Origin of the sequence: Novosphingobium sp. (assembly GCF_019748365.1) — a bacterium.
Classification (GTDB): Bacteria; Pseudomonadota; Alphaproteobacteria; order Sphingomonadales; family Sphingomonadaceae; genus Novosphingobium.
Window position 1 is genome coordinate 1 of record NZ_JAIEPN010000172.1, and the last position, 19,567, is coordinate 19,567.

22 protein-coding genes and 1 riboswitch are annotated in these 19,567 nt (G+C 65.6%); of the genes, 7 read left to right on the plus strand and 15 right to left on the minus strand.

Annotated features, from left to right (window positions below):
• Positions 1-201 (plus strand): hypothetical protein (locus K5Q19_RS18630; protein WP_292948334.1); only part of this gene is annotated, 201 nt, incomplete at its 5' end.
• 46 nt (positions 202-247) lie between these two features.
• Here the strand turns inward: K5Q19_RS18630 and K5Q19_RS18635 are convergent.
• From K5Q19_RS18635 to metA, 11 genes are all read right to left on the minus strand, one after another.
• Positions 248-805, minus strand: a complete 558-nt coding sequence (locus tag K5Q19_RS18635) for a pyridoxamine 5'-phosphate oxidase family protein (protein ID WP_292948335.1) — start codon at positions 803-805, stop codon at positions 248-250.
• Positions 805-1,674: an alpha/beta hydrolase gene (locus tag K5Q19_RS18640; RefSeq protein WP_292948336.1), complete on the minus strand. Its 870-nt coding sequence runs from the start codon at positions 1,672-1,674 to the stop codon at positions 805-807. Before K5Q19_RS18640 ends, K5Q19_RS18635 begins: the two co-directional genes overlap by 1 nt.
• Before the next feature lie 55 nt (positions 1,675-1,729).
• Entirely contained in the window at positions 1,730-2,578 is an 849-nt protein-coding gene (locus K5Q19_RS18645) for an NAD(P)-dependent oxidoreductase (protein WP_292948337.1), read from the minus strand.
• A gap of 4 nt (positions 2,579-2,582) precedes the next feature.
• Positions 2,583-4,112 carry a peptide chain release factor 3 gene (locus K5Q19_RS18650; RefSeq protein ID WP_292948339.1) on the minus strand — a complete coding sequence of 510 codons (1,530 nt, stop codon included), beginning with the start codon at positions 4,110-4,112 and terminating at the stop codon, positions 2,583-2,585.
• 9 nt (positions 4,113-4,121) lie between these two features.
• Positions 4,122-5,003 (minus strand): aldose 1-epimerase family protein, encoded by an 882-nt coding sequence (locus K5Q19_RS18655; RefSeq protein WP_292948341.1) that lies wholly within the window; start codon positions 5,001-5,003, stop codon positions 4,122-4,124.
• Between the two features lie 13 nt (positions 5,004-5,016).
• Complete coding sequence (pheT, locus tag K5Q19_RS18660) at positions 5,017-7,410, minus strand: phenylalanine--tRNA ligase subunit beta (RefSeq protein WP_292948343.1); 2,394 nt, start codon at positions 7,408-7,410, stop codon at positions 5,017-5,019.
• Positions 7,407-8,507: a phenylalanine--tRNA ligase subunit alpha gene (gene pheS / locus K5Q19_RS18665; RefSeq protein WP_292948345.1), complete on the minus strand. Its 1,101-nt coding sequence runs from the start codon at positions 8,505-8,507 to the stop codon at positions 7,407-7,409. The genes pheT and pheS overlap by 4 nt, the downstream gene beginning before the upstream one ends.
• Before the next feature lie 48 nt (positions 8,508-8,555).
• Positions 8,556-9,437, minus strand: coding sequence for a helix-turn-helix domain-containing protein (locus tag K5Q19_RS18670; protein ID WP_292948347.1), 882 nt, complete (start codon positions 9,435-9,437; stop codon positions 8,556-8,558).
• Between the two features lie 184 nt (positions 9,438-9,621).
• Positions 9,622-9,981, minus strand: coding sequence for a 50S ribosomal protein L20 (gene rplT / locus K5Q19_RS18675; RefSeq protein WP_054122467.1), 360 nt, complete (start codon positions 9,979-9,981; stop codon positions 9,622-9,624).
• A gap of 13 nt (positions 9,982-9,994) precedes the next feature.
• Entirely contained in the window at positions 9,995-10,198 is a 204-nt protein-coding gene (gene rpmI / locus K5Q19_RS18680) for a 50S ribosomal protein L35 (protein ID WP_054122496.1), read from the minus strand.
• 153 nt (positions 10,199-10,351) lie between these two features.
• Positions 10,352-11,257: a homoserine O-succinyltransferase gene (metA, locus tag K5Q19_RS18685; RefSeq protein WP_292948350.1), complete on the minus strand. Its 906-nt coding sequence runs from the start codon at positions 11,255-11,257 to the stop codon at positions 10,352-10,354.
• Positions 11,258-11,300: 43 nt separating this feature from the next.
• Positions 11,301-11,415, minus strand: a riboswitch (SAM-I-IV-variant riboswitch).
• Between the two features lie 128 nt (positions 11,416-11,543).
• On the opposite strand from metA, the gene K5Q19_RS18690 reads away from it, so the two are divergent.
• Together K5Q19_RS18690 and bfr are read left to right on the plus strand one after the other, a co-directional pair.
• Positions 11,544-11,720: a (2Fe-2S)-binding protein gene (locus K5Q19_RS18690; protein ID WP_292948382.1), complete on the plus strand. Its 177-nt coding sequence runs from the start codon at positions 11,544-11,546 to the stop codon at positions 11,718-11,720.
• Between the two features lie 59 nt (positions 11,721-11,779).
• Positions 11,780-12,259 carry a bacterioferritin gene (gene bfr, locus K5Q19_RS18695; RefSeq protein ID WP_292948352.1) on the plus strand — a complete coding sequence of 160 codons (480 nt, stop codon included), beginning with the start codon at positions 11,780-11,782 and terminating at the stop codon, positions 12,257-12,259.
• 25 nt (positions 12,260-12,284) lie between these two features.
• Here the strand turns inward: bfr and K5Q19_RS18700 are convergent, their stop codons facing one another.
• Entirely contained in the window at positions 12,285-12,731 is a 447-nt protein-coding gene (locus K5Q19_RS18700; protein WP_292948354.1) for a gamma-glutamylcyclotransferase family protein, read from the minus strand.
• Between the two features lie 4 nt (positions 12,732-12,735).
• The gene (locus K5Q19_RS18705; RefSeq protein ID WP_292948356.1) at positions 12,736-13,527 is read right to left on the minus strand and encodes an inositol monophosphatase family protein; all 792 of its coding nucleotides are present in this window, start codon (positions 13,525-13,527) and stop codon (positions 12,736-12,738) included.
• Positions 13,528-13,745: 218 nt separating this feature from the next.
• On the opposite strand from K5Q19_RS18705, the gene K5Q19_RS18710 reads away from it, so the two are divergent.
• Positions 13,746-14,681: a helix-turn-helix domain-containing protein gene (locus tag K5Q19_RS18710; RefSeq protein WP_365760197.1), complete on the plus strand. Its 936-nt coding sequence runs from the start codon at positions 13,746-13,748 to the stop codon at positions 14,679-14,681.
• Here the strand turns inward: K5Q19_RS18710 and K5Q19_RS18715 are convergent.
• A complete protein-coding gene (locus K5Q19_RS18715; protein ID WP_292948360.1) occupies positions 14,665-15,219 on the minus strand; it encodes an rRNA large subunit pseudouridine synthase E in 555 nt (184 codons plus the stop codon). The genes K5Q19_RS18710 and K5Q19_RS18715 overlap by 17 nt on opposite strands.
• 121 nt (positions 15,220-15,340) lie before the next feature.
• Here K5Q19_RS18715 and K5Q19_RS18720 point away from each other — a divergent pair, with 121 nt between their 5' ends.
• Positions 15,341-16,234, plus strand: a complete 894-nt coding sequence (locus tag K5Q19_RS18720; RefSeq protein ID WP_292948362.1) for a haloalkane dehalogenase — start codon at positions 15,341-15,343, stop codon at positions 16,232-16,234.
• 53 nt (positions 16,235-16,287) lie between these two features.
• On the opposite strand, the gene K5Q19_RS18725 is transcribed toward K5Q19_RS18720, so the two are convergent.
• Positions 16,288-17,223, minus strand: coding sequence for a ribose-phosphate pyrophosphokinase (locus tag K5Q19_RS18725; protein ID WP_292948364.1), 936 nt, complete (start codon positions 17,221-17,223; stop codon positions 16,288-16,290).
• 166 nt (positions 17,224-17,389) lie between these two features.
• Between K5Q19_RS18725 and K5Q19_RS18730 the strand changes: the two genes are divergently transcribed.
• Entirely contained in the window at positions 17,390-19,066 is a 1,677-nt protein-coding gene (locus tag K5Q19_RS18730; protein WP_292948366.1) for an NAD+ synthase, read from the plus strand.
• A gap of 73 nt (positions 19,067-19,139) precedes the next feature.
• Entirely contained in the window at positions 19,140-19,562 is a 423-nt protein-coding gene (locus K5Q19_RS18735) for a hypothetical protein (RefSeq protein ID WP_292948371.1), read from the plus strand.
• The last annotated feature ends 5 nt before the right edge of the window (positions 19,563-19,567 follow it).

Genomic DNA, 19,567 nt, shown 5'->3' on the forward strand with positions numbered 1-19,567 from the left:
AACGGCTTGATGATGGCGATGATGAATTTCATTCATGCCCCCTTTGCGGCCTTCTCGCCGGGCGACCCGCCGGCTGATGAGGCTTCGCAAACACCGTGCCAAATGAGCGGAGCACTGGAATCAGGGGGATTCTTTTCGCGACTGCGGAAAACTACGGAGGAGGCACGCTCGAATCTTGTGCAGATTCCCGTAGCTGCCTAAAAAATGAGCAGGCCAGACGTCACAAAACTGCCTCGAAAATTGGCAGTCACGCGCCGCGGAAGAAGCGGTCAGTCGGCGTGGTGGGGAGACCGTCGATGCTGCGGTCGCGGCCGGAGGTCTTGGCCATCCAGGCCGCTTCGTCGGACTGCGCGTGATACTTGACCAGAGTCTTGCGCTCCTGATCGAGCGTCATGACCGGCACGCCCCAGCCGCAACTGGTCTGCACGGTAGCAACCTTGATATCGAAGATCTGCCGCGTGCCGGGCAGGATCGTGAAGTGGGCGGCAAGCTCCTCCCACGCGGGATCTTTCGGCAGCACCGGACGGCCCGTGCCGTAGAGGCGCAGGATCAACGGTGGTTGGCCGAAGTTGCACATCATGATCGTGATCCGACCATCGGCGACGAGATGCGCGTGGGTCTCGTTGCCGGAGCCGGCCAGATCGAGATAGGCGACGCGATTGGGCCCCAGCACGCGAAAGCTGTCATACCCCTTGGGCGAAAGGTTGATCCGCGCATCCGCAGCGGCGGTTGCCACGAAGAACACGCTTTGTGCGCCCATCATGGCTTCGTGCTGGGGCAGGATGCTGTCGGTGAAATCGGCCATCAGAGAAAGTCGCGCAAAGTCGCGATGAAGCGGTCGAACTGGTCGTGGTGGAGCCAGTGGCCCGCGTTCTCGAACTCGATCACCTTGCCATCACGGAAGTGCTTGATCCGCCCGTCGCGCTCGGGGTTGCCCGCCCACGAATCCGCGCCGTTGAGCAGCAGCGTGGGGCAGGTGATCGCCTCCCACAGCTCGTGCTTGCGCTCGGTCGAGATGTCGTAGGGGTGATCGATGTGGACGTAAGGGTCGAACTTCCAGGTGAAAGTCCCGTCCTCGTTGCGATTGATCCCGTGGATGGTGAGGTGGCGCGCCTGCACGTCGGTGAGGTAGGGGTTCTCCGACTTCATGCGCGCATAGGCGTCTTCCAGGGTCGCATAGCGGCGCGGCAGGCGGCCGGCGGCCTTGCGCTTTTCCGCGATATAATCGCGCACGCGCCGGGCGAAGGGCACGTCCTTCATGCGCAGTTCCCAGTCCGGCGTCGGGAAGATGCCCTCGATCGCGACGAGCTTGGCCACATCCTCGGGGAACAAGCCGGCATAGCGCAGCGAAACATTGGCGCCCCACGAGTGCGAGACGATGGTAACCGGCGCAAGGCCGAGCTGGTGCACGAGCTGCGCGACGTCGTAGACCATGTCCATCGTGCGGTAGTTGCCGTCCGAGGCCCACTCGCTGTCACCATGTCCGCGATGATCGAGCGCAATCACGTGCCAATCGTCGCGCAGGGCCTCGGCCGTCCAGTCCCAGCTGCGGCAGTGGTCCCGCCCGCCGTGGACGAGCAGGAGCGGCGGCTTGTCCGCATTACCCCAGTCAACATAATGGAGGCGCAGGCGCTGCGAGATGAAGGTGTTCGAGGTAGGGCCGAGCAGTGTCATCCGCTGTCTCTGCCGCAGGTGCGAACAAGCCGCAAGTGCGGTTTTGACGAGGCGGTCAGACCCGCTGGCGCCACGAAACGCGGGGACTGTAGCCGATCAGCTCACCGGCGCGGGCTGAAGACAGCAGCGATGCTTCGCCTGAGAGGCTCTCGGCGAGCGGGACGGCTGGGAAGTGCTCGGCCATCAGATCGCGCGAGGGGCGGCCCATCAGGTTGTCGGCAGCAGCGATGATCATGGCCTCGTGGCCTGTGGTGCTGGCCTCCAAAGCGCAGCGGCAGGCCTCGGCGGCATCCTCGGCGTCGATGTAGCTCCACAGGTTCCATTTGCGGCTGGCGGGATCGGTCTGGATATGTGGCAGCGCGGCATAGTCCTGTGCCACATAGACGTTGGAAAAGCGCAGCGAGACGATGGCCATCGCCGGATGCCAACGCGCAAACTCGTCGGCCATGGTCTCCCCCACGCGCTTGCCGAGCGCATAGGACCAGTTGGGGAGCAGCGGATGCGTCTCGTCGATGGGGGCGAACTGCGGGGGCTCGGCGAAGGGCAGGCCGAGGATCGTCTCGCTGGAGGCCCAGACGACGCGGCCGATGCCGAGGCGGGCGGCGGCGGAGAACACGTTGTAGGTGCCCATGACATTGATGCGGAAGGCCGCTTCGTCGGTCGTCGCGCCGGGCTTGGGAATGCCGGCGAGGTGGAGCACGGCATCGAACCGGCGCGCCGCGGTATCGACGCCTGAAAGCGCGCCCATCACCGCACCGAAATCCGCGCAGTCCAGCCGGACCGTATCATCGCCATAGACCGAGCTGACGATATCGAAGCCGGTGACGCGGTGGCCCGCTGCCCTCAGCGCCGCGACGGCGACCTTGCCCAGCTTGCCGCTGCTGCCCGTGACCGCGATGCGCATGGCCTTACCGCTCCTTGGTGGCGCTGAAGGTCAGCTCCGGATTGCGTTCCTGCTGATAGCCGACATCCCATGCCGAGCGCGCCATGAACACCGGATCGCCGTCGCGGTCCTTGGCGAGGTTCGACAGGTTGAAATCGGCAAAGCTCCTGAGCGCCGCATCGCTGCCCTTGATCCAGCGCGCGGTATCGAACGGCGAGGCTTCGAGCACGGCCTCGACTTTGTATTCCGCCTCGAGCCGCGAGATCAGCACGTCGAGCTGGAGCTGGCCGACCACACCGACGATCGATTGCGCACCGATCTCCGGGTAGAACACCTGGATCACGCCTTCCTCGGACAAGTCGTCGAGCGCCTTCCTGAGCTGCTTGGTCTTGGTCGGGTCCTTCAACTGGACGCGGCGGAGGATTTCGGGCGCGAAGTTGGGCAGGCCGGTGAAACGGACCGTGTTCTTCTCGGACAGGGTATCGCCCACGCGCAAGGTGCCGTGGTTGGGAATGCCGATGATATCGCCCGCCTCGGCGGTATCAGCAATCTCGCGGTCCTGCGCAAAGAACAGGATCGGCGAATGGACCGCGATCGGCTTGCCGAGGCCAGAGGGCGTGAGCTTCATGCCGCGCTTGAAGGTGCCCGAGACCATGCGCATGAACGCGATGCGGTCGCGGTGCATCGGGTCCATGTTGGCTTGAACCTTGAACACGAAGCCGGTGACTTCGGGATGATCGAGCTCGATCGTGCCGCTTTCGCTCGGCTGCGGGCGCGGCGGCGGGGCGTAGCGCGCGATGGCGTCGATCATTTCCGCAACGCCGAAGTTCTTGAGTGCGGAGCCGAAGTAGACCGGTGTCAGGTCGCCATTGCGATAGGCGGTGAGATCGAACTCGGGGTAGCCCATCTGCGCCAGCTCGATTTCCTCGGCGATGTCCGCCGGGATCGCGCCGTCGCCGTTCGGATCGCGCTTGCCGAGAAACTCGCGGCTGTCACCCTCAGGCCGGGCAATGGTGTTCGTCGCGAAATCGAGCACGCCTTCGAAAATGCCGCCCATGCCGATGGGCCACGACATCGGGCAGACATCGAGCGCCAGCGCATCGGCCACTTCATCCAGCGTTTCGAACACGGCGCGGCCTTCGCGGTCGACCTTGTTGACGAAGGTGATGATCGGCACCGAGCGAAGGCGGCACACCTCGAACAGCTTGCGTGTCTGCGGCTCGATGCCCTTGGCGGCGTCGATCACCATGATCGCGGAATCGACCGCGGTCAGCGTGCGGTAAGTGTCTTCGGAGAAGTCCTCGTGACCCGGCGTATCGAGCAGGTTGAAGACGACGCCGTCCTTCTGGAACGTCATGACGGACGACGTGACCGAAATGCCGCGCTGCTGCTCGATCTTCATCCAGTCCGACCGCGCACGCCGGGCTTGCCCACGGGCCTTGACCTCACCGGCCAAGTGGATCGCGCCGCCTTGCAGCAGCAGCTTCTCGGTCAGCGTAGTCTTGCCCGCGTCAGGGTGCGAGATGATGGCAAAGGTGCGGCGATTGGAACTCATGCGCGCCGCCTATACGGGACGGACCACAACGTCCATGCGGAAGCTGCGCCTTGCGCCCGGCTCCAGCGACACGACGCCCGGCTTTTCGCGGAAATCGGCGCTGTAACCCAGCGGATCGGAGTGCCCCTGCCATGGTTCGATGCAGATGTATCGCGCGCCGGGGACTTGCCAGATGCCGAGCATCGGCGTGTCCGGGAAGGCCACGTCGAGCCAAGCGCCGCCCTCGGCGCCGTAAGCAAGGCTGTGGCTGTGGAGTTCGGTCCAGATCAGGGCATCGGCGCGGAAAAGGTCGGCGTCGAGCGAGAGTTCGCGGCCCTGCACCGGGGTCGGGATACCGTCCGGAAGCAGCAGCCCGCTTGCCTTCTCGATCTGGCGGATCGGTTGCGGTTCGTCCGCCTCGAACACCACGCGGTGCGCGGCCTTGTCCGCGCCGCCGGGGAGCGGCCAGGCGAAGGCGGGGTGGTAGCCGAAGCTGAACGGCAGCGGTGCATCGCCGGGGTTGTGAACCGTCGCGGTCATTTCCAGCGTCAGACCGAAGAGCGAGAAGGCCATTTCGAGCGCGAAGGCGAAGGGGTAGCAGCTGCGCGTCTCGGCAGTGTCTTCGAGGCGGAACACTGCGCGATTGGCCGACTGCTCGATCAGCGAGAAGGCGCTGCGACGGGCAAAGCCGTGCTTTGGCATGGTATAGGCCTGCCCGCCGTGCCGCAGCGTGTCACCCGCCAGCGCGCCGACGATGGGGAACAGCAGCGGCGCGCGGCCCGACCAGAAGGCGGGGTCCGCATCGGTCATGTACTCGCGGCCCGCCATATCGGTCAGCGAGGAAAGCTCCGCCCCGAACGGGTTGATCCGCGCGGTGAGGCCCTCGCTGGCAATCTCGACAAAGTCGGTCATCGGACCTTCCGGATCAGGCGCGCAGCACGCCGCCGAGCTTTGCGCCGGCTGCCACGATCCTGTCGGTGATCGCCTTGAGCGCCGCCTCGTCGTAGCTCTTCTCGACGGGCTGCAAAGTGACCTCGACGGCCAGCGACTTGTGACCTTCCGGCACGCCATTGCCCCGGAAATCATCGAAGACACGCGCAGCGACGACGTTGACCTTGTCCGCCCCGCGCACCGCGCGCAGCAGATCGCCAGCCGGCAGCGCAGCGGGCACGAGGAAGGCGTAATCACGCGTTACCGCCTGCAGCGCGGGCGGCGCGAAGTGCGGGCGTGCAAAGCTGCCGGGGCTCTTGCGCGCCGGGATGCGATCGAGGAACAGCTCGACGACAGCGACGGGGCCGGAGAGGTCGAAAGCCTTGGCGGTGGTCGGATGGAGCAGGCCGAACCGCGCAAGCACCGTCTTGGGCCCGAGCCGCAAGGTCGCCGACTGGCCGGGGTGGAACTGGCTGCCCGCCTCGCCCATGACCTGCAGGTTCTCGACCGGCGCGCCGGCTTCGGCGAGGAGCGCAAGCGCCTCGGCCTTGGCGTCGAAGGCGTCGAAGGGCTTGGCCTTGCCGGTTGCCCAACCGCGCGGCGCGGCTTCGCCTGCGAGCACGACGGCGAGGCTTGGCTGCTCGTCGGATGCTCCACCCTCGCCCCGCAGATAGCGGCGGCCGATCTCGAACAAGCGAACCGTGGTGGCCCCGCGATCGAGATTGCGCCGTGCGGCGGACAGCAGGCCCGGCAGCAGTGAGGGGCGCATGGTCTTGAGGTCTTCGGAAATCGGATTGGCGAGCGTCCAGAGGCCGCCGTTTCCTTCCGAGAAGTGCTCCGCCTCAGAGGTCGGCAGGAACGACCAGGTCACGGCTTCGTTGAGACCGCGCGCAGCAGCAGCGCGGCGCACGCGGCGTTCCTGCATCTGGGCGGGCGTAGCGGTGGGCTTGGCGACGCCGTCGGCGCGCGGCAGCGGGGTGGAAGGGACCGCATCGAGGCCGTGAACGCGGATCACTTCCTCGACCACGTCCGGCGCGCCGTCCACATCCGGGCGCCACGTGGGAACCGTGACCGTCCAGTCTTCGGCAACCTCGAAGCCGAGCGCGGCGAGGATGCGCTTCTGCTCGCCGTTCGCAACGTCGATCCCGCCGAGATTGCCGGCAAGCGCCGGATCATAGGCGAAGTTCTTGCGCTCGAGCGGGGGCTGGCCGGCGCGGATCACCTCGCTCGCCTCGCCGCCGCAGACCTCGAGGATCAGGCTGGTGAGGAGGTCCATGCCGGTATCGAGGAAGGCGGGATCAACCCCGCGCTCGAACCGGCCGCGCGCGTCCGAGGTCAGCGCCAGCGCCTGCCCGGTGCGGGCAATGTTGGCGGGGGTGAAGTAGGCGACTTCGAGGAGGACGTCGGTGGTCGTCTCCGAACAGCCCGAATGCTCGCCGCCCATGATGCCGGCGATGTCGTGGACGCCGGACTCGTCGGCAATCACCGTCATCCATGGCTGGAGGGCATATTCCTTGCCGTTTAGCGCGAGGCAGGTCTCACCCTCAACCGCCCGGCGAGCGCAGACCGCGCCGGTGAGCTTGGCAAGATCATAGGCGTGCGCCGGGCGGCCATAGCCGAGCATGACGTAGTTGGTGATATCGACGAGCGCCGAGATCGGGCGCTGGCCCGCGCTCTTGAGCCGGTCCTGCAGCCACTGCGGGCTGGGGCCGTTTGTCACGCCACGGATGACGCGGCCGTAGAAGGCTGGGCAGCCTTCGGGATCGTCGGTGCGGACCTCGACCGGACACGGAAAGCTGCCGGGGATGTGGGCGACATCGACGGGCTTCAGGACGCCAAGGCCAGCGGCGGCAAGATCGCGCGCGATGCCATGGACGCCCATGCAATCCGGACGGTTGGGCGTGATCGCGACATCGAACACCGGGTCGGAGCCGAGGTAATCGGCAAAGCTCAAGCCGAGGGGCGCATCGGCGGGGAGCTCGATGATGCCGTCATGCTCTTCGCCAAGGCCAAGCTCGCGCGTCGAACACATCATGCCGTTCGATTCGACACCGCGGATGGCGGATTTGCGCAGTTCCATCCCGTTGGCGGGAACCACCGCGCCGGGCAGGCCAAGCACACCGACGAGCCCTGCACGCGCATTGGGCGCTCCGCAGACGACTTGCAGCGGGTTGCCATCACCCAGATCGACCGAAAGGACCTGCAGCTTGTCCGCCTGCGGGTGCTTTTCCGCCGTCAGCACGCGGGCAACGCGAAACTGCGTGAGCGCCGCCGAGGCATCCTCGACGCCTTCGATCTCGAGCCCGAGCGAGGTGAGCTTCTCGGCGATGGTGCGCGCGTCGGCCTTGGTATCGAGCAGGGCCTGCAGCCAGGAGAGAGCGAACTTCATGCGCGCACTCCCACAGGAACACCGACTCCGGCGGAAAGGGTGGGCACATCGAGCGCGCCGAAGCCGTAGTGCGCCAGCCAGCGCACATCGCCATCGAAGAAGGCGCGCAGGTCGTCCATGCCATACTTGAGCATCGCGAGCCGGTCGACGCCGGTGCCGAAGGCGAAGCCCTGCCATTCGTTCGGATCGAGCCCGCCGAATTCGATCACCTTGCGGTTGACCATGCCGGAACCCAGCACTTCCATCCAGCCGCCGTTCGCTGCATCACCGCTGCCGCCGACGACGCGCTTGCCGTTCACGAGGGTGTAGCCGACGTCCACTTCGACCGACGGCTCGGTGAAGGGAAAGTAGCTGGGCCGCAGGCGCAGGACGATGTCCTCGCGCTCGAAGAAGGCCTTGAGGAAGGTCTCCAGCGTCCACTTGAGGTGGCCGAGGTGGATGCCCTTGTCGATGACGAGGCCTTCGATCTGGTGGAACATCGGCGTGTGCGTCGCGTCGCTGTCAGACCGGTAGACGCGGCCGGGGGCGATCACGCGCAACGGCGCGCCCTGTGACAGCATCGAGCGGATCTGCACCGGCGAAGTGTGGGTGCGCAGCAGCATCGAACGGCCCTGCGCATCCTGATCCGGGAAATAGAAGGTATCGTGCATCGCCCGCGCCGGATGCGTTTCGGGCATATTGAGCGCGGTGAAATTGTGCCAGTCATCCTCGATTTCCGGGCCGGTGGCGACGGCGAAGCCCATGTCGGCGAAAATTTCGGCGAGTTCGTCCATGACCTGGCTGACCGGGTGGACGCTGCCACGCGGGGCGGCCGGCGCGGGCAGCGAAAGATCGGCGGTTTCGGCCGCGAGCTTCGCCTCGAGAGCGGCGCTTTCCAGCGCGGCGCGGCGTTCGGAGAGCGCTGCGGCAACCGCCTCGCGCGCGGCGTGGATGCGCGGGCCGGTGCTGGTGCGCTCCTCGGGGCTCATCCCGCCCAGCGATTTGAGCAGGGCCGAGACCCAGCCCTGCTTGCCAAGCGCCGCGACGCGCAGCGCCTCGACCGCATCGATCGTGTCTGCCGCGGCGATCGCGGCGAGTGTGGGTTCAAGCTGTTCCATCGGCACCGCCGCTAGCGCCAAACGGCACGGAATCCAAGGTTCGCGTTCTCAATCCCGCGAGGGATCATGGAGCGCCTGCACCGGCGCCCCGGCCGCTGCCATGCGCGCGCGCATCACTCCGGCAAGCACGGGGTGCGGGAGCGCGGCATAGGCACTGGGGCTCATGCCCATGAAGCGGTGGAACTCGCGCACGAACTGGGCCTGATCGTGATAGTGCGAATCGATGGCGCCGATCCACGTGAGCGAGGGATCGAGCATGTACTGCGAAAGGCTGCGCATGAAGCGCTGGCGGCGCAGCAGCAGGCTTGGCGGGAAGCCGAAGTGACGGCGGCAGACGCGCTCCAGCGTATGGGTCGGCAGGCCGGCATGCTCGGCCATGGCGGACACGGTGGCGATGTCGGGATCGACCAGCGCCTGGTGGGCCGCGCGGATGCGGGCTTCCTCGGGGACTTCGCGCGCGGCAAGGCCTTCGAAGTGCCGGGTAATCCGCCCAAGTTCCGCCGCTTCATCGGCAACCGGCTCAAACAGCGAGTCGACCAGCGGACAGAGCGGCGCGCATGCGGAATCGGCTGCCGGATCGCAAAGGCGATCGGCAAAGGTGCGCGCCGGAGCGCCGATGAACTTGGCCCAGCCGAGCGGCAGCAGGCCGATACCCCAGATACGCGACGTACCCGCGGTGAAGCGCAGCGCGGTGCTGGTGGGGCCGGTGAGGATCCCGGTCAGATTGCCGACCGGCGCTTCCTTGTGGAATTCCGAAACCGGCAGGACACCGCTGACGATGCGCAGATTGGCCCATTCGGGGTGGAGGTGATCGGTCACCCGGCCATCGCAGCCGGCGTCGATCTCGGTAATGTAGAAGGTAGTGAAATAGGGGCGCATAGCCGCAGGCGGCTGATAGAATCGTACCTTGACGGTACACTGACCGCTCACTGTTGCGCCCCCGGTTGTTGCCCCTTGATCGGGAGCATAACCGTTAGCCGCAATAACGGGAAGGCGCCAAAATGGCAAAAAGGGCACCGGTCCTGAAACCGGCGCCCTTAAGCATTTCTGTCATTTCAGGAAGCTGATCGTGCCAACATGGACCAGATTGGAACCTTGGCCGATTATCTTCCAATCAGTTCGCCAAAGCCTGCTTGGCCTGCGCGATGATTGCCGTGAAGACAGCGCCTTCGTTCATCGCGAGATCGGCCATGGCCTTGCGGTCGAGTTCGATCCCGGCAAGCTTGGTGCCGTGAATGAACTGCGAGTAGGTCAGGCCCTCGGCGCGGACAGCAGCGTTGATGCGCTGGATCCACAGACCGCGGAACTCCCGCTTCTTAACCTTGCGGTCGCGGTACGCGTACTGGCCGGCCTTTTCGACCGCCTGACGGGCAACGCGGATGGTGTTCTTGCGGCGGCCCCGATAGCCTTTGGCCTGTTCGAGAATGCGCTTGTGCTTGGCGCGGGTGGTGACACCCCGTTTGATGCGGCTCATGGGTCTTCGCTCCTCAGTTCAGCCCGTAGGGCGCCCACTTCTTGATCACCTTTGCGTCCGCATCGGAGATCACGTCCATGCCGCGGTTCTGGCGGATGTACTTGGCGTTGTGGCTGATCAGGCGGTGGCGCTTACCGGCCACGCCGTGCTTGACCTTGCCGGAGGCGGTGATCTTGAAGCGCTTCTTCACACCGCTCTTGGTCTTGAGCTTGGGCATTTTCGTCTCCTTGGTAAGGATGCGTCCGACCCGCCGTGGCAGCCCTGCATGGCCAGGCGAGTCATCGAAGTCGCACCCGATGAAGTGGGCGCCCTTAGTGGCGCGGGGCTCAAAAGGCAAGCGATTGCGCGTTGCGGCTCCAAGGCCCCCGCTTCAGCGGCCGATCATCTCGCGATCAAACGATGTCGTTTGATAAGTCTCGTTGATCCAGTTGCCGAAGAACAGATGGCCGTGGCCGCGCCAGGTGTTCGACGGCGCGGCCATGGGATCATCGCCCGGAAAGTAGTGCCGAGGCAGGCTGCGCCCCTCGTCCCGCGCATATTCGCCGGCCAGCGTGAGCGTGTCGTATTCGAGGTGATTGAGCATGTGGACCGCGTTGTTGGCCGGATCGTTGACCAGGCACAGACCGGTCTCCGCACTGTCAGCCAGCACGGAGAGCCCGCGCCCGGCGGGAAGATCCGCAGCGTGAAGCTCGCTCCAGCGCGAGACGGGGACGTCGAACCGATCCGGCAATCCGCGCATGACCGGATGCGCCGGCGCGCGGTTGTCATGACTGAAGACGCCGGTCGCCTTTTCGGCCAGCGCATGCTTCGGCACACCGTGGAAGTGGTGCAAGGCGGCCATGGCCCCCCAGCACAAGGTCAAGGTGCGGTGCACGTGATCGCGCGACCAGTCGAAGATGCGGCGCATCTCGTCCCAATAGGTCACGTCCTCGAATTCGATCTGCTCGACCGGGGCGCCCGTGACGATGAGGCCGTCGAACTTCTCGGCGCGCACCGCTTCCCACGGGCGATAGAAGGCGGTGATGTGGCCTGCCGAGGTGTTCTTGCTGACGTGATCCGAGATGCGCACGAGCTCGAGCTCGATCTGCAGCGGAGTCGCGCCGAGCAGCCGGGCGATCTGCGTTTCGGTGGTGATCTTGTCGGGCATGAGGTTGAGCAGCGCGACGCGCAAAGGGCGGATGTCCTGCCGGGCGGCTTCGGTTTCGCCCATGACGATAACCCCCTCGGCCTCCAGCGTGCGGCGGGCAGGAAGATTGTCGGCAATACGGATCGGCACGTGTCGTAACCCTTCAAACCTTTCGGGAAAAGACGCCTGCAGCCTTGTTCCGTTTGGTTGCCGGACCGGCCACATCCCTTCACTGGCGAAGGCGCCACCTTGCCCGGAAACCGGCAGGTTGGCGTCGGGGCGTCGCTCCCCAACTCTTGATGCGGCGCCGGACATAGGGCTGCTGCCGCCAAATTGCAACGGCGGGCCGCATGCGGACGCGTCGTGCAGTTTCCTCTTGCTATTGCAAATGCCTCGCATTAAGTATTGCAGAACACAGCGCGAGGATTCGTTCCCGATGTACATCTGCATCTGCAATGCCATCCGCGAGAAAGACCTGCGCCGCGCTGCCTGTGAGCAGAGCGGCGATGCCGAGGCACTTTATGCCAAGCTCGGCTTTGCGCCCCAGTGCCGCCAGTGCCTTGAGGACGCCGAGCAGATCGTCAGCGAAGCCCGCGCCAGCATCCTGGCCTGAGGCGCCTTGCGCCTCCACCCTGCACTGACTAGTCTCGCCTCATAGCGAGGAGACGTAGCGTGAAGGGTGATGCCAAGGTCATCGAATTCCTGAACAAGGCCCTGCTCAACGAGCTGACGGCGATCAACCAGTACTGGCTGCATTATCGGATGCTGGCCAACTGGGGCCTCAAAAAGCTCGCCGAGTATGAGCGCCACGAATCGATCGACGAGATGAAGCACGCCGACCGGCTGGCGGACCGCATTCTGTTCCTCGACGGGTTGCCCAACTTCCAGGCGATCGGGCGGCTGCGCGTCGGCGAGGACGTCGAAGACGTGCTCAAGGCCGATCTCGCGCTGGAGCATGACGCGATCCCGCTGCTCAAGGATGCGATTGCCCACTGCGAAAGCGTGCGCGATTTCGTGAGCCGCGACTTGTTCGCCGATATCCTTGCGAACGAGGAAGAGCATGTCGACGTGCTTGAAACCCAGTTTGAAATGATCGCGCGAATGGGCCTTGCCAACTACATCCAGCTCAACAGCGAGGCTTCGGAAGCCTGACGATCAGGGCGAGGCAGCGAGCCGCTCATTCGGTGAGCACGGGAATTCCGCGTGCGGCAGCATGGGCGGCGAAGTCTCCGCCGGGAACAGCCCTGAGCCCGAGCGGAGCGCGGCGATTGGGGAGATAGGCGGCCGCGCGCAAGGGGCCGCCGCGCGTGTGCACGATCAGATTGACGCGTCGATACTCGCCGCGAGCAGGGCGGCGGGGATCGCAGTACTCCCAAGCATCGAAAGCCGCGAGGACCGACCGTGGAATCGGCTTGAGGCCACCATAAACCCAGCCCTTGACGCGCCCTGACCCCGGCATCAGCACCGGATAAATCCCCAGTGGATCACGCCGCAGAAACAGCGCCCCACGCACCCAGCCGCGACATGGCCGCCCGCCGAGCCGTGGCAGGAGCGTCTGGGTCAGCGTGTTGGAATGCTCGTGTGTCAGCGTGCCATAGAAGAACAGGCGGCGCGGCATGGGCATGGGATCAGTGATGGCAGGCCAGTGCCTCGACCACATCCTCCAGCCGTGCAGCATCGCCCACCGCGATGACATGGCCATCGGATCCGGCGTGGAGCGGTTCGCCATTCCAGTCAGCCATGTGGCCACCGGCCCCTTCGACGATGGGAACAAGCGCCGCCCAGTCATGAAGCTTCAACCCGGCCTCGCAGACAACGTCGAGGAAGCCTGAGGCGAGCATCGCGTAATTGTAGCAATCGCCTCCCATGACCATGCGCTTGTGATCGGTCTTTGCCGCGAGGCTCATGAAGTGTGCGCCGTCGTGATCGTCGAAGTAGTGCGGGCCGGTCGTGGCGAGCGCGGCATCGGCGAGCTGTGCGCAGGCGCGGGTGCGGACGGGATGGCCGTTGAAGGTCGTCGGTCGCCCGATCACACCGACCCAGCGCTCGCCGAGAATCGGCTGGTCGATCACGCCGAGCACGGGGAAACCCTCGACCACGAGCGCGATCAGGGTCCCGAACAGCGGTCGGCCGGCAAGAAACCCGGTGGTGCCGTCGATCGGATCAAGCACCCAGCTGCGCCCGGACGAGCCGGGGGTGGCACCCATTTCCTCACCGATCACCGTATCGTCGGGTACTTCGGCGGTCAGGATCGCGCGCATGGCCTCCTCCGCCGCGCGGTCCGCAAGGGTAACGGGCGAGGCATCGGCCTTGCGATCCGCCGAAAGGCCGCTGCGGAAAAAGGGGCGGATGGCAGCGCCCGCGGCATCGGCGAGACGCAAGGCAAGCGCGATGTCGCGATCGAGATCGGTGTCCTTCATGCCGCAGCCATGGGCCTCGTTCCCGCCTGCGGTCAAGAGGGCGGCAGAAGCGTCTCACGATGGCTCACCCGCGCGGGTCTACGACCTTGGCTAAGCGCAAGGTTTGTGCTTATCGATAGTGATATTGCGCACACCCGGAAGCCGTTGGGGCGGCTAGACGGTTCATCGACAGATGATTTCTGGCCGGGTGAGGGCATTGGGGGGCATTGATGAACCGGATGAGCAGACCCGCCATTGACCCGGCGATCGCCTCGGGCGGGGCGGCGACGCGGGATGGCCAGCCGATCTCCTACAGCCGCGCGCCGACGCTCGACCTGGCACCTTGGATTGCCCGGCTCTACGTCACCATCGTCGATGCGCCTGCGGATTACGAGCTTTCGTGCGGCATCTTCAGCGATGCGGCGATGCTGCGCATCCAGCTGCGCGGCGACTGGACCGCGGAAACCGCCGAAGGGCGGCGCGAAATGGGCCGTGCCACGCTTTACTTCGGCCCGCAGACACGGCGGATGCCGATCACCGTCAAGGGCAGCTTCACCAGTGTCGGCCTGTCATTCCGGGCTGGTGCCTGCCACGCCCTGGGCGGGATCAAGCTCGACACCATGTGCGACAAGCTGGCGCCGGTCGAAACGCTGGGGCTGTGCCGGGAAGAATGGATGAACCTGTTCGCGGCCGGTGGCTCCCCGGAGGACTGGTGCACAGCGATGGAAGACGCCATGCGCCGCATGATCGCCGCGAGCGGCGCGAAGGAGCCGGATCCGGTAGCAGCGTCAGTCGAGGCAGCAGCGTTCACCAACCCCGAGATCAGCGTGGCCCTGCTTGCGCAGCAGTGCGGCACCGAACAGCGCAAGCTGGAACGGCAGATTCGGCGCGATTTCGGCATGCCGCCCAAGCAGGTGCTCCGCCGCGCCCGCGCGCTCGACATGGCAAGCCACTTGCGCGGCGTGGCCGATCGCGACGAGGCCGAGGCACTGGCGCTGCGCTACTACGACCAGAGCCACCTGATCCGCGAGTTCACCGCCCTGTTCGGAATGAGCCCGCGCCAGTTCGTCGATTCGCCGCAACCGCTGATGACGCTTTCGCTGGAAACACGGCAGGCGCGGCGGCTGGAGATGCTGTCCCGGATCGGGCCCGGAGACATCAAGCCCTGGCAGTAGGGGCTTCGCGCCATGCGCCGGGAGCGAGATCATCGAGCGACCATTCGCCGATCCGCCACCGAACCAGCCGCAGCGTAGGATAGCCCGCTGCTGCCGTCATGCGGCGGACCTGCCGGTTGCGTCCTTCGCGGATCGTCAGTTCGATCCAGCAATCGGGCACACTCTTGCGGAAGCGGACGGGCGGATCGCGCGGCCAGAGCGTGGGCGGATCGATGCGGCGCACCTCGGCGGGAAGAGTCCGCCCGTCTTTCAGAACGATGCCCTTGCGCAAAGGCTCCAGCGCGGCTTCGTCCGGGTCGCCCTCGACTTGCACCAGATAGGTCTTGGCCAGCTTGAAGCGCGGATCGGCGATGCGGGCCTGCAAACGGCCATCATCGGTGAGCAGCACCAGCCCTTCGCTATCATGATCGAGCCGGCCGGCAGGATAGACGCCAGGGCGCTCAATATAGTCGGCGAGCGTGTGGCGCGGCGGTCCGTTCGGCTCGGGGCTGAACTGGCACAGTACGCCATAGGGCTTGTTGAACAGGATCAGCGCCATGGCGCACTCCATGGGCCGGGACGAAGCGGCTGTCAAAACCGCGAGGTGGTAATTGCGCGGCGCGCGAGGGGCGCTAGAGTTGGATTGCGGCGGCACGATAAACTGATGGGAGACAGGCTCGATGGAAGCCTTGCGTACCGATGACAGCCGGTTCGAGAACCTGCCCGGCTATGCCTTTGCACCGCAATATATCGACAGCCTGAAAGGTTATGAGGGGCTGCGCGTCCACTTCATCGATGAAGGGCCGCGCGATGCGGCGACGACGTTCCTGTGCCTGCATGGCCAGCCGAGCTGGTGCTATCTTTATCGCAAGATGATCCCTGTCTTCGCGGACGCTGGCTACCGGGTCATCGCACCCGATCTGCTGGGCTTTGGCCGGTCCGACAAGCCGGTGGAGGAGGCGACCTACACCTTTCATTTCCACCGCGGCATGCTGATGGCCTTCATCGAAGCGCTGGATCTGCAGCACGTGACGCTGGTCTGCCAGGACTGGGGCGGTATCCTCGGGCTCACCATTCCGCCCGCCATGCCGGAGCGTTTCGAGCGGTTGCTGGTGATGAACACGGCGATCCCGACCGGCCAATCGGCAGGTCCCGGCTTCGATGCCTGGCGCGCCTACAACCGCAGCCAGCCGGATCTCGACATTGCGGCGCTGTTCAAGCGGGCACAGGTAGGACTGAGTGACGCCGAGGCCGCCGCTTATGGCGCACCCTTCCCCGATGCGACCTACAAGTCAGGCGTGCGGCGCTTTCCCGAACTGGTGATGACAAGCCCGGACATGGAAGGTGTGGCCGAGGCGAAGCGCGCCGCTGCGTGGTGGCACGACGAATGGAGCGGCCCCAGCTTCATGGCGGTCGGCATGATGGACCCGGTGCTGGGACCCGACATCATGGCCAACCTGCGCGCCACGATCCGCGGCTGCCCGCCGCCGCTTGAAATCGCCGATGGGGGGCATTTCGTGCAGGAGCGCGGCGATGTGATCGCGAAAGCGGCGCTGGAGGCTTTCGGCCTCTGACGGGATGCTCGGCCCCCTCCCCCGTCAGGGAGAGGGCCGGAACCTCTGGAAGATCAGTCGAACAGGCTGGAGACCGAGCTTTCATCGGCGATACGGCGGATCGCTTCGCCAATCAGCGGTGCGATGGTCAGCACGCGGATGCGGTCCGAGGTCTGCGTGGCCTCGGTCGGCAGGATCGTGTCGGTGATGACGAGTTCCTTGAGCGCCGAGTTGTTCACCCGCGCCACCGCGCCGCCCGAAAGCACGCCGTGGCTGATATAGGCGGCGACGCCCTTGGCCCCATTGTCGAGCAGGGCCTGCGCCGCGTTGCACAGCGTGCCGCCCGAATCGATGATATCGTCGATCAGGATGCACATGCGGCCCGAAACATCGCCGATGATGTTCATCACCTCGCTCTGGCCGGGGCGGTCACGCCGCTTGTCGACGATGGCGAGCGGAGCATTGTCGAGCCGCTTGGCAAGTGCGCGGGCGCGGACAACGCCGCCGACGTCGGGCGAGACGACCATGAGGTCCTGCCCGCCGTAGCGCGTCTGGATATCGGCCGCCATGACGGGTGCGGCAAACAGGTTGTCGGTCGGGATATCGAAGAAGCCCTGGATCTGCCCGGCGTGGAGATCGACTGCCAGAACGCGGTCGGCGCCCGCCGTGGTGATCAGGTTGGCGACCAGCTTGGCCGAAATCGGCGTGCGGGGGCCGGGCTTGCGATCCTGCCGGGCATAGCCGAAATAGGGGATGACCGCCGTGATCCGCTTGGCCGAGGCGCGGCGCAGCGCATCGATGCAGATCAGCAGTTCCATCAGATTGTCGTTAGCCGGATAGCCGGTCGACTGGACGATGAACACGTCTTCGCCGCGCACGTTCTCGTGGATTTCGACGAAGACTTCCTCGTCGGCAAAGCGGCGGACCGAAGCTTCGGTCAGCGGCAGTTCGAGATAGGCGGCAATGGCGCGGGCCAGCGGCAGGTTGCCGTTGCCGGACATGATCTTCATGGGCTTCCCCGAGTCCCTCAACTCTGGCTGATGCCTTGGCCCTTAGCCCAAGATGACAGCATTGCAACGTTCGGACACAGGGTTTTGCACCAAGGCCGACCCAAGTCTGCCCTTGCACCATTGGATATCCTTGAACTGCTGCGCCAATGCCGCCTAGGGTCTGCCCATGGCCGATACACTCATCATCACGCTTGCCCAGCTCAACCAGAAGGTTGGCGATCTTGCCGCCAACGCAGCGGCAATGCTCGCCGTGCGCGAACGGGCGGAGGGGAGCGATCTCATCGTCTATCCCGAGATGCAGCTGATCGGCTATCCCCCGGAAGACCTGATCCTGAAGCCCGCGCTGATCGAGCGGGCGGCCATCGCACTCGAGGCCATGGCAGCGGCGACTGCGGATGGCGGCCCCGCGATGCTGGTCGGCTCGGTCTTCGTGCGCAACGGCGCGCTGCACAACGGGGTGGCGCTGCTCGATCAGGGCAAAGTGGCGGCAGTGCGCTTCAAGGTGGAGCTGCCCAACTACGGCACCTTTGATGAGAAGCGCTATTTCCTCCCCGGTCCGCTGCCCGAGCCGGTCCCCTTCAAGGGCGCAATGCTGGGCCTGCCGATCTGCGAGGATATCTGGCAGCCGGACGTGTGCCGGCATCTTGCCGCGCAGGGCGCTGACATCTTCCTGTGCATCAACGGCAGCCCCTACGAGATCGACAAGGACGTGCTGCGCATCGACGGCGTCGCCAAGCGCCGCGCGATCGATACGGGCATTCCGCTTGCCTATCTCAACCGCGTTGGCGGGCAGGACGAAGTGGTGTTCGATGGCGCGAGCTTCGTCGTCGGCCCGGAAGGCGCGCTGTGGGTGCAGCTGCCGGACTGGGAAGAGGCGGTGGTCGATACCGTGTGGAACAAGGTGCCCTCTGGCGCCGGACATCGCTGGCGTTGCCAGCCGGGTGTGGTTTCCGAACTCGCCGAGCATCCCGAGGACATCTACTGCGCGATGGTGCTCGCGCTGCGCGACTACGTGAACACCAATCGCTTCCCCGGCGTGGTGCTGGGACTTTCGGGCGGAATCGATTCGGCGATCTGCGCCGCGATTGCGGTCGATGCTTTGGGGCCGGAGCGGGTGTGGTGCGTGATGATGCCAAGCGCCTATACCAGCGCGGAGAGCCTCGAGGACGCCGAAGCCTGCGCGAAGATGCTGGGCGTGCGGCTCGATACGATCCCGATCGTGCCGGCGGTGGGCGCCTTCGCAGAGATGCTGGCGCCGACGTTCGAGGGCCGCTCACCCGACCTCACCGAGGAGAACCTCCAGTCCCGCATCCGCGGCACCACGCTGATGGCGCTGTCGAACAAGTTCGGGCCGATGCTGGTGACGACCGGCAACAAGAGCGAGATGAGCGTTGGCTACGCAACGATCTATGGCGACATGAACGGTGGCTACAATCCGCTGAAGGACGCCTACAAGACGACCGTCTTCGCGATCTCGCGTTGGCGCAACAGCGCGCGACCGAAGATCGGGCTCGGGCCCGAGGGCATGGTGATGCCGGAGCGGATCATCACCAAGCCGCCGAGCGCCGAACTGCGGCCCGACCAGAAGGATTCGGATTCGCTGCCCGACTACGCCGTGCTCGACGGGATCCTGCTCGGCCTTGTCGAGCACGAGAAGAGCGTCGATCAGCTGGTGGCCGAGGGCTTCGACCATGCGACGGTCTCGCGGATCGAACGGCTGCTGAATGTGGCCGAGTACAAGCGCCGCCAGGCGCCGCCCGGGGTGAAGCTGGGCATGCGCAACTTCGGTCGCGACCGGCGTTATCCGATCACGCACGGGTTCCGCACAGGCCAGCCTTATTGAGAACGATTCTCATTGACCTGAAGTAGCAACCGACTAATTTGCGAATCGTTCGCAATTAGTCGGAGCCTGCCCCATGAATGTGCCTGCCGGAAACCTTGCTGCAACGATCGCCAGGCTCGCACAGTCGCCGGTCCTGCGTGAGACCTCACAGCTCGCGCAGGAAGTGGTGCTCGCGATCCGACTCTGTGCGCTGGCGGCGCGCGATGGCAGCGATCCCCTGCCCGCACTCGCCTTGCGACTGCGGCACTGCGAAGCGGCATTTGCAGTGCACGAACTGGTCCGCACGGTGACGCGGCACTGGCCCGAGCCATTCGGCGTGGGCCGCGCATGCTGCCAGCGGCTCTCGCCCGACGAGGCGACGCTGGCACGGATGATTGAGGCCGGGCAACGGCGCAGCCGCGCCGACTTCATGCACGCGATCGATGGTTTCGTCCCATCTGCGGGCCACGAACCGCTGTGGGAGACCTGCACCCATGCCATCGTGCTGATGGGCTGAGCTTG

Bases quoted from the DNA above. Each gene is read 5' to 3' on its own strand.
- K5Q19_RS18635 (WP_292948335.1), bottom strand. From the start codon at position 805: ATGGCCGATTTCACCGACAGCATCCTGCCCCAGCACGAAGCCATGATG.
- K5Q19_RS18640 (WP_292948336.1), bottom strand. From the start codon at position 1,674: ATGACACTGCTCGGCCCTACCTCGAACACCTTCATCTCGCAGCGCCTG.
- K5Q19_RS18645 (WP_292948337.1), bottom strand. From the start codon at position 2,578: ATGCGCATCGCGGTCACGGGCAGCAGCGGCAAGCTGGGCAAGGTCGCC.
- K5Q19_RS18650 (WP_292948339.1), bottom strand. From the start codon at position 4,112: ATGAGTTCCAATCGCCGCACCTTTGCCATCATCTCGCACCCTGACGCG.
- K5Q19_RS18655 (WP_292948341.1), bottom strand. From the start codon at position 5,003: ATGACCGACTTTGTCGAGATTGCCAGCGAGGGCCTCACCGCGCGGATC.
- pheT (WP_292948343.1), bottom strand. From the start codon at position 7,410: ATGAAGTTCGCTCTCTCCTGGCTGCAGGCCCTGCTCGATACCAAGGCC.
- pheS (WP_292948345.1), bottom strand. From the start codon at position 8,507: ATGGAACAGCTTGAACCCACACTCGCCGCGATCGCCGCGGCAGACACG.
- rplT (WP_054122467.1), bottom strand. From the start codon at position 9,981: ATGAGCCGCATCAAACGGGGTGTCACCACCCGCGCCAAGCACAAGCGC.
- rpmI (WP_054122496.1), bottom strand. From the start codon at position 10,198: ATGCCCAAGCTCAAGACCAAGAGCGGTGTGAAGAAGCGCTTCAAGATC.
- K5Q19_RS18690 (WP_292948382.1), top strand. From the start codon at position 11,544: ATGTACATCTGCATCTGCAATGCCATCCGCGAGAAAGACCTGCGCCGC.
- K5Q19_RS18700 (WP_292948354.1), bottom strand. From the start codon at position 12,731: ATGCCCATGCCGCGCCGCCTGTTCTTCTATGGCACGCTGACACACGAG.
- K5Q19_RS18705 (WP_292948356.1), bottom strand. From the start codon at position 13,527: ATGAAGGACACCGATCTCGATCGCGACATCGCGCTTGCCTTGCGTCTC.
- K5Q19_RS18710 (WP_365760197.1), top strand. From the start codon at position 13,746: ATGAGCAGACCCGCCATTGACCCGGCGATCGCCTCGGGCGGGGCGGCG.
- K5Q19_RS18715 (WP_292948360.1), bottom strand. From the start codon at position 15,219: ATGGCGCTGATCCTGTTCAACAAGCCCTATGGCGTACTGTGCCAGTTC.
- K5Q19_RS18720 (WP_292948362.1), top strand. From the start codon at position 15,341: ATGGAAGCCTTGCGTACCGATGACAGCCGGTTCGAGAACCTGCCCGGC.
- K5Q19_RS18725 (WP_292948364.1), bottom strand. From the start codon at position 17,223: ATGAAGATCATGTCCGGCAACGGCAACCTGCCGCTGGCCCGCGCCATT.
- K5Q19_RS18730 (WP_292948366.1), top strand. From the start codon at position 17,390: ATGGCCGATACACTCATCATCACGCTTGCCCAGCTCAACCAGAAGGTT.
- K5Q19_RS18735 (WP_292948371.1), top strand. From the start codon at position 19,140: ATGAATGTGCCTGCCGGAAACCTTGCTGCAACGATCGCCAGGCTCGCA.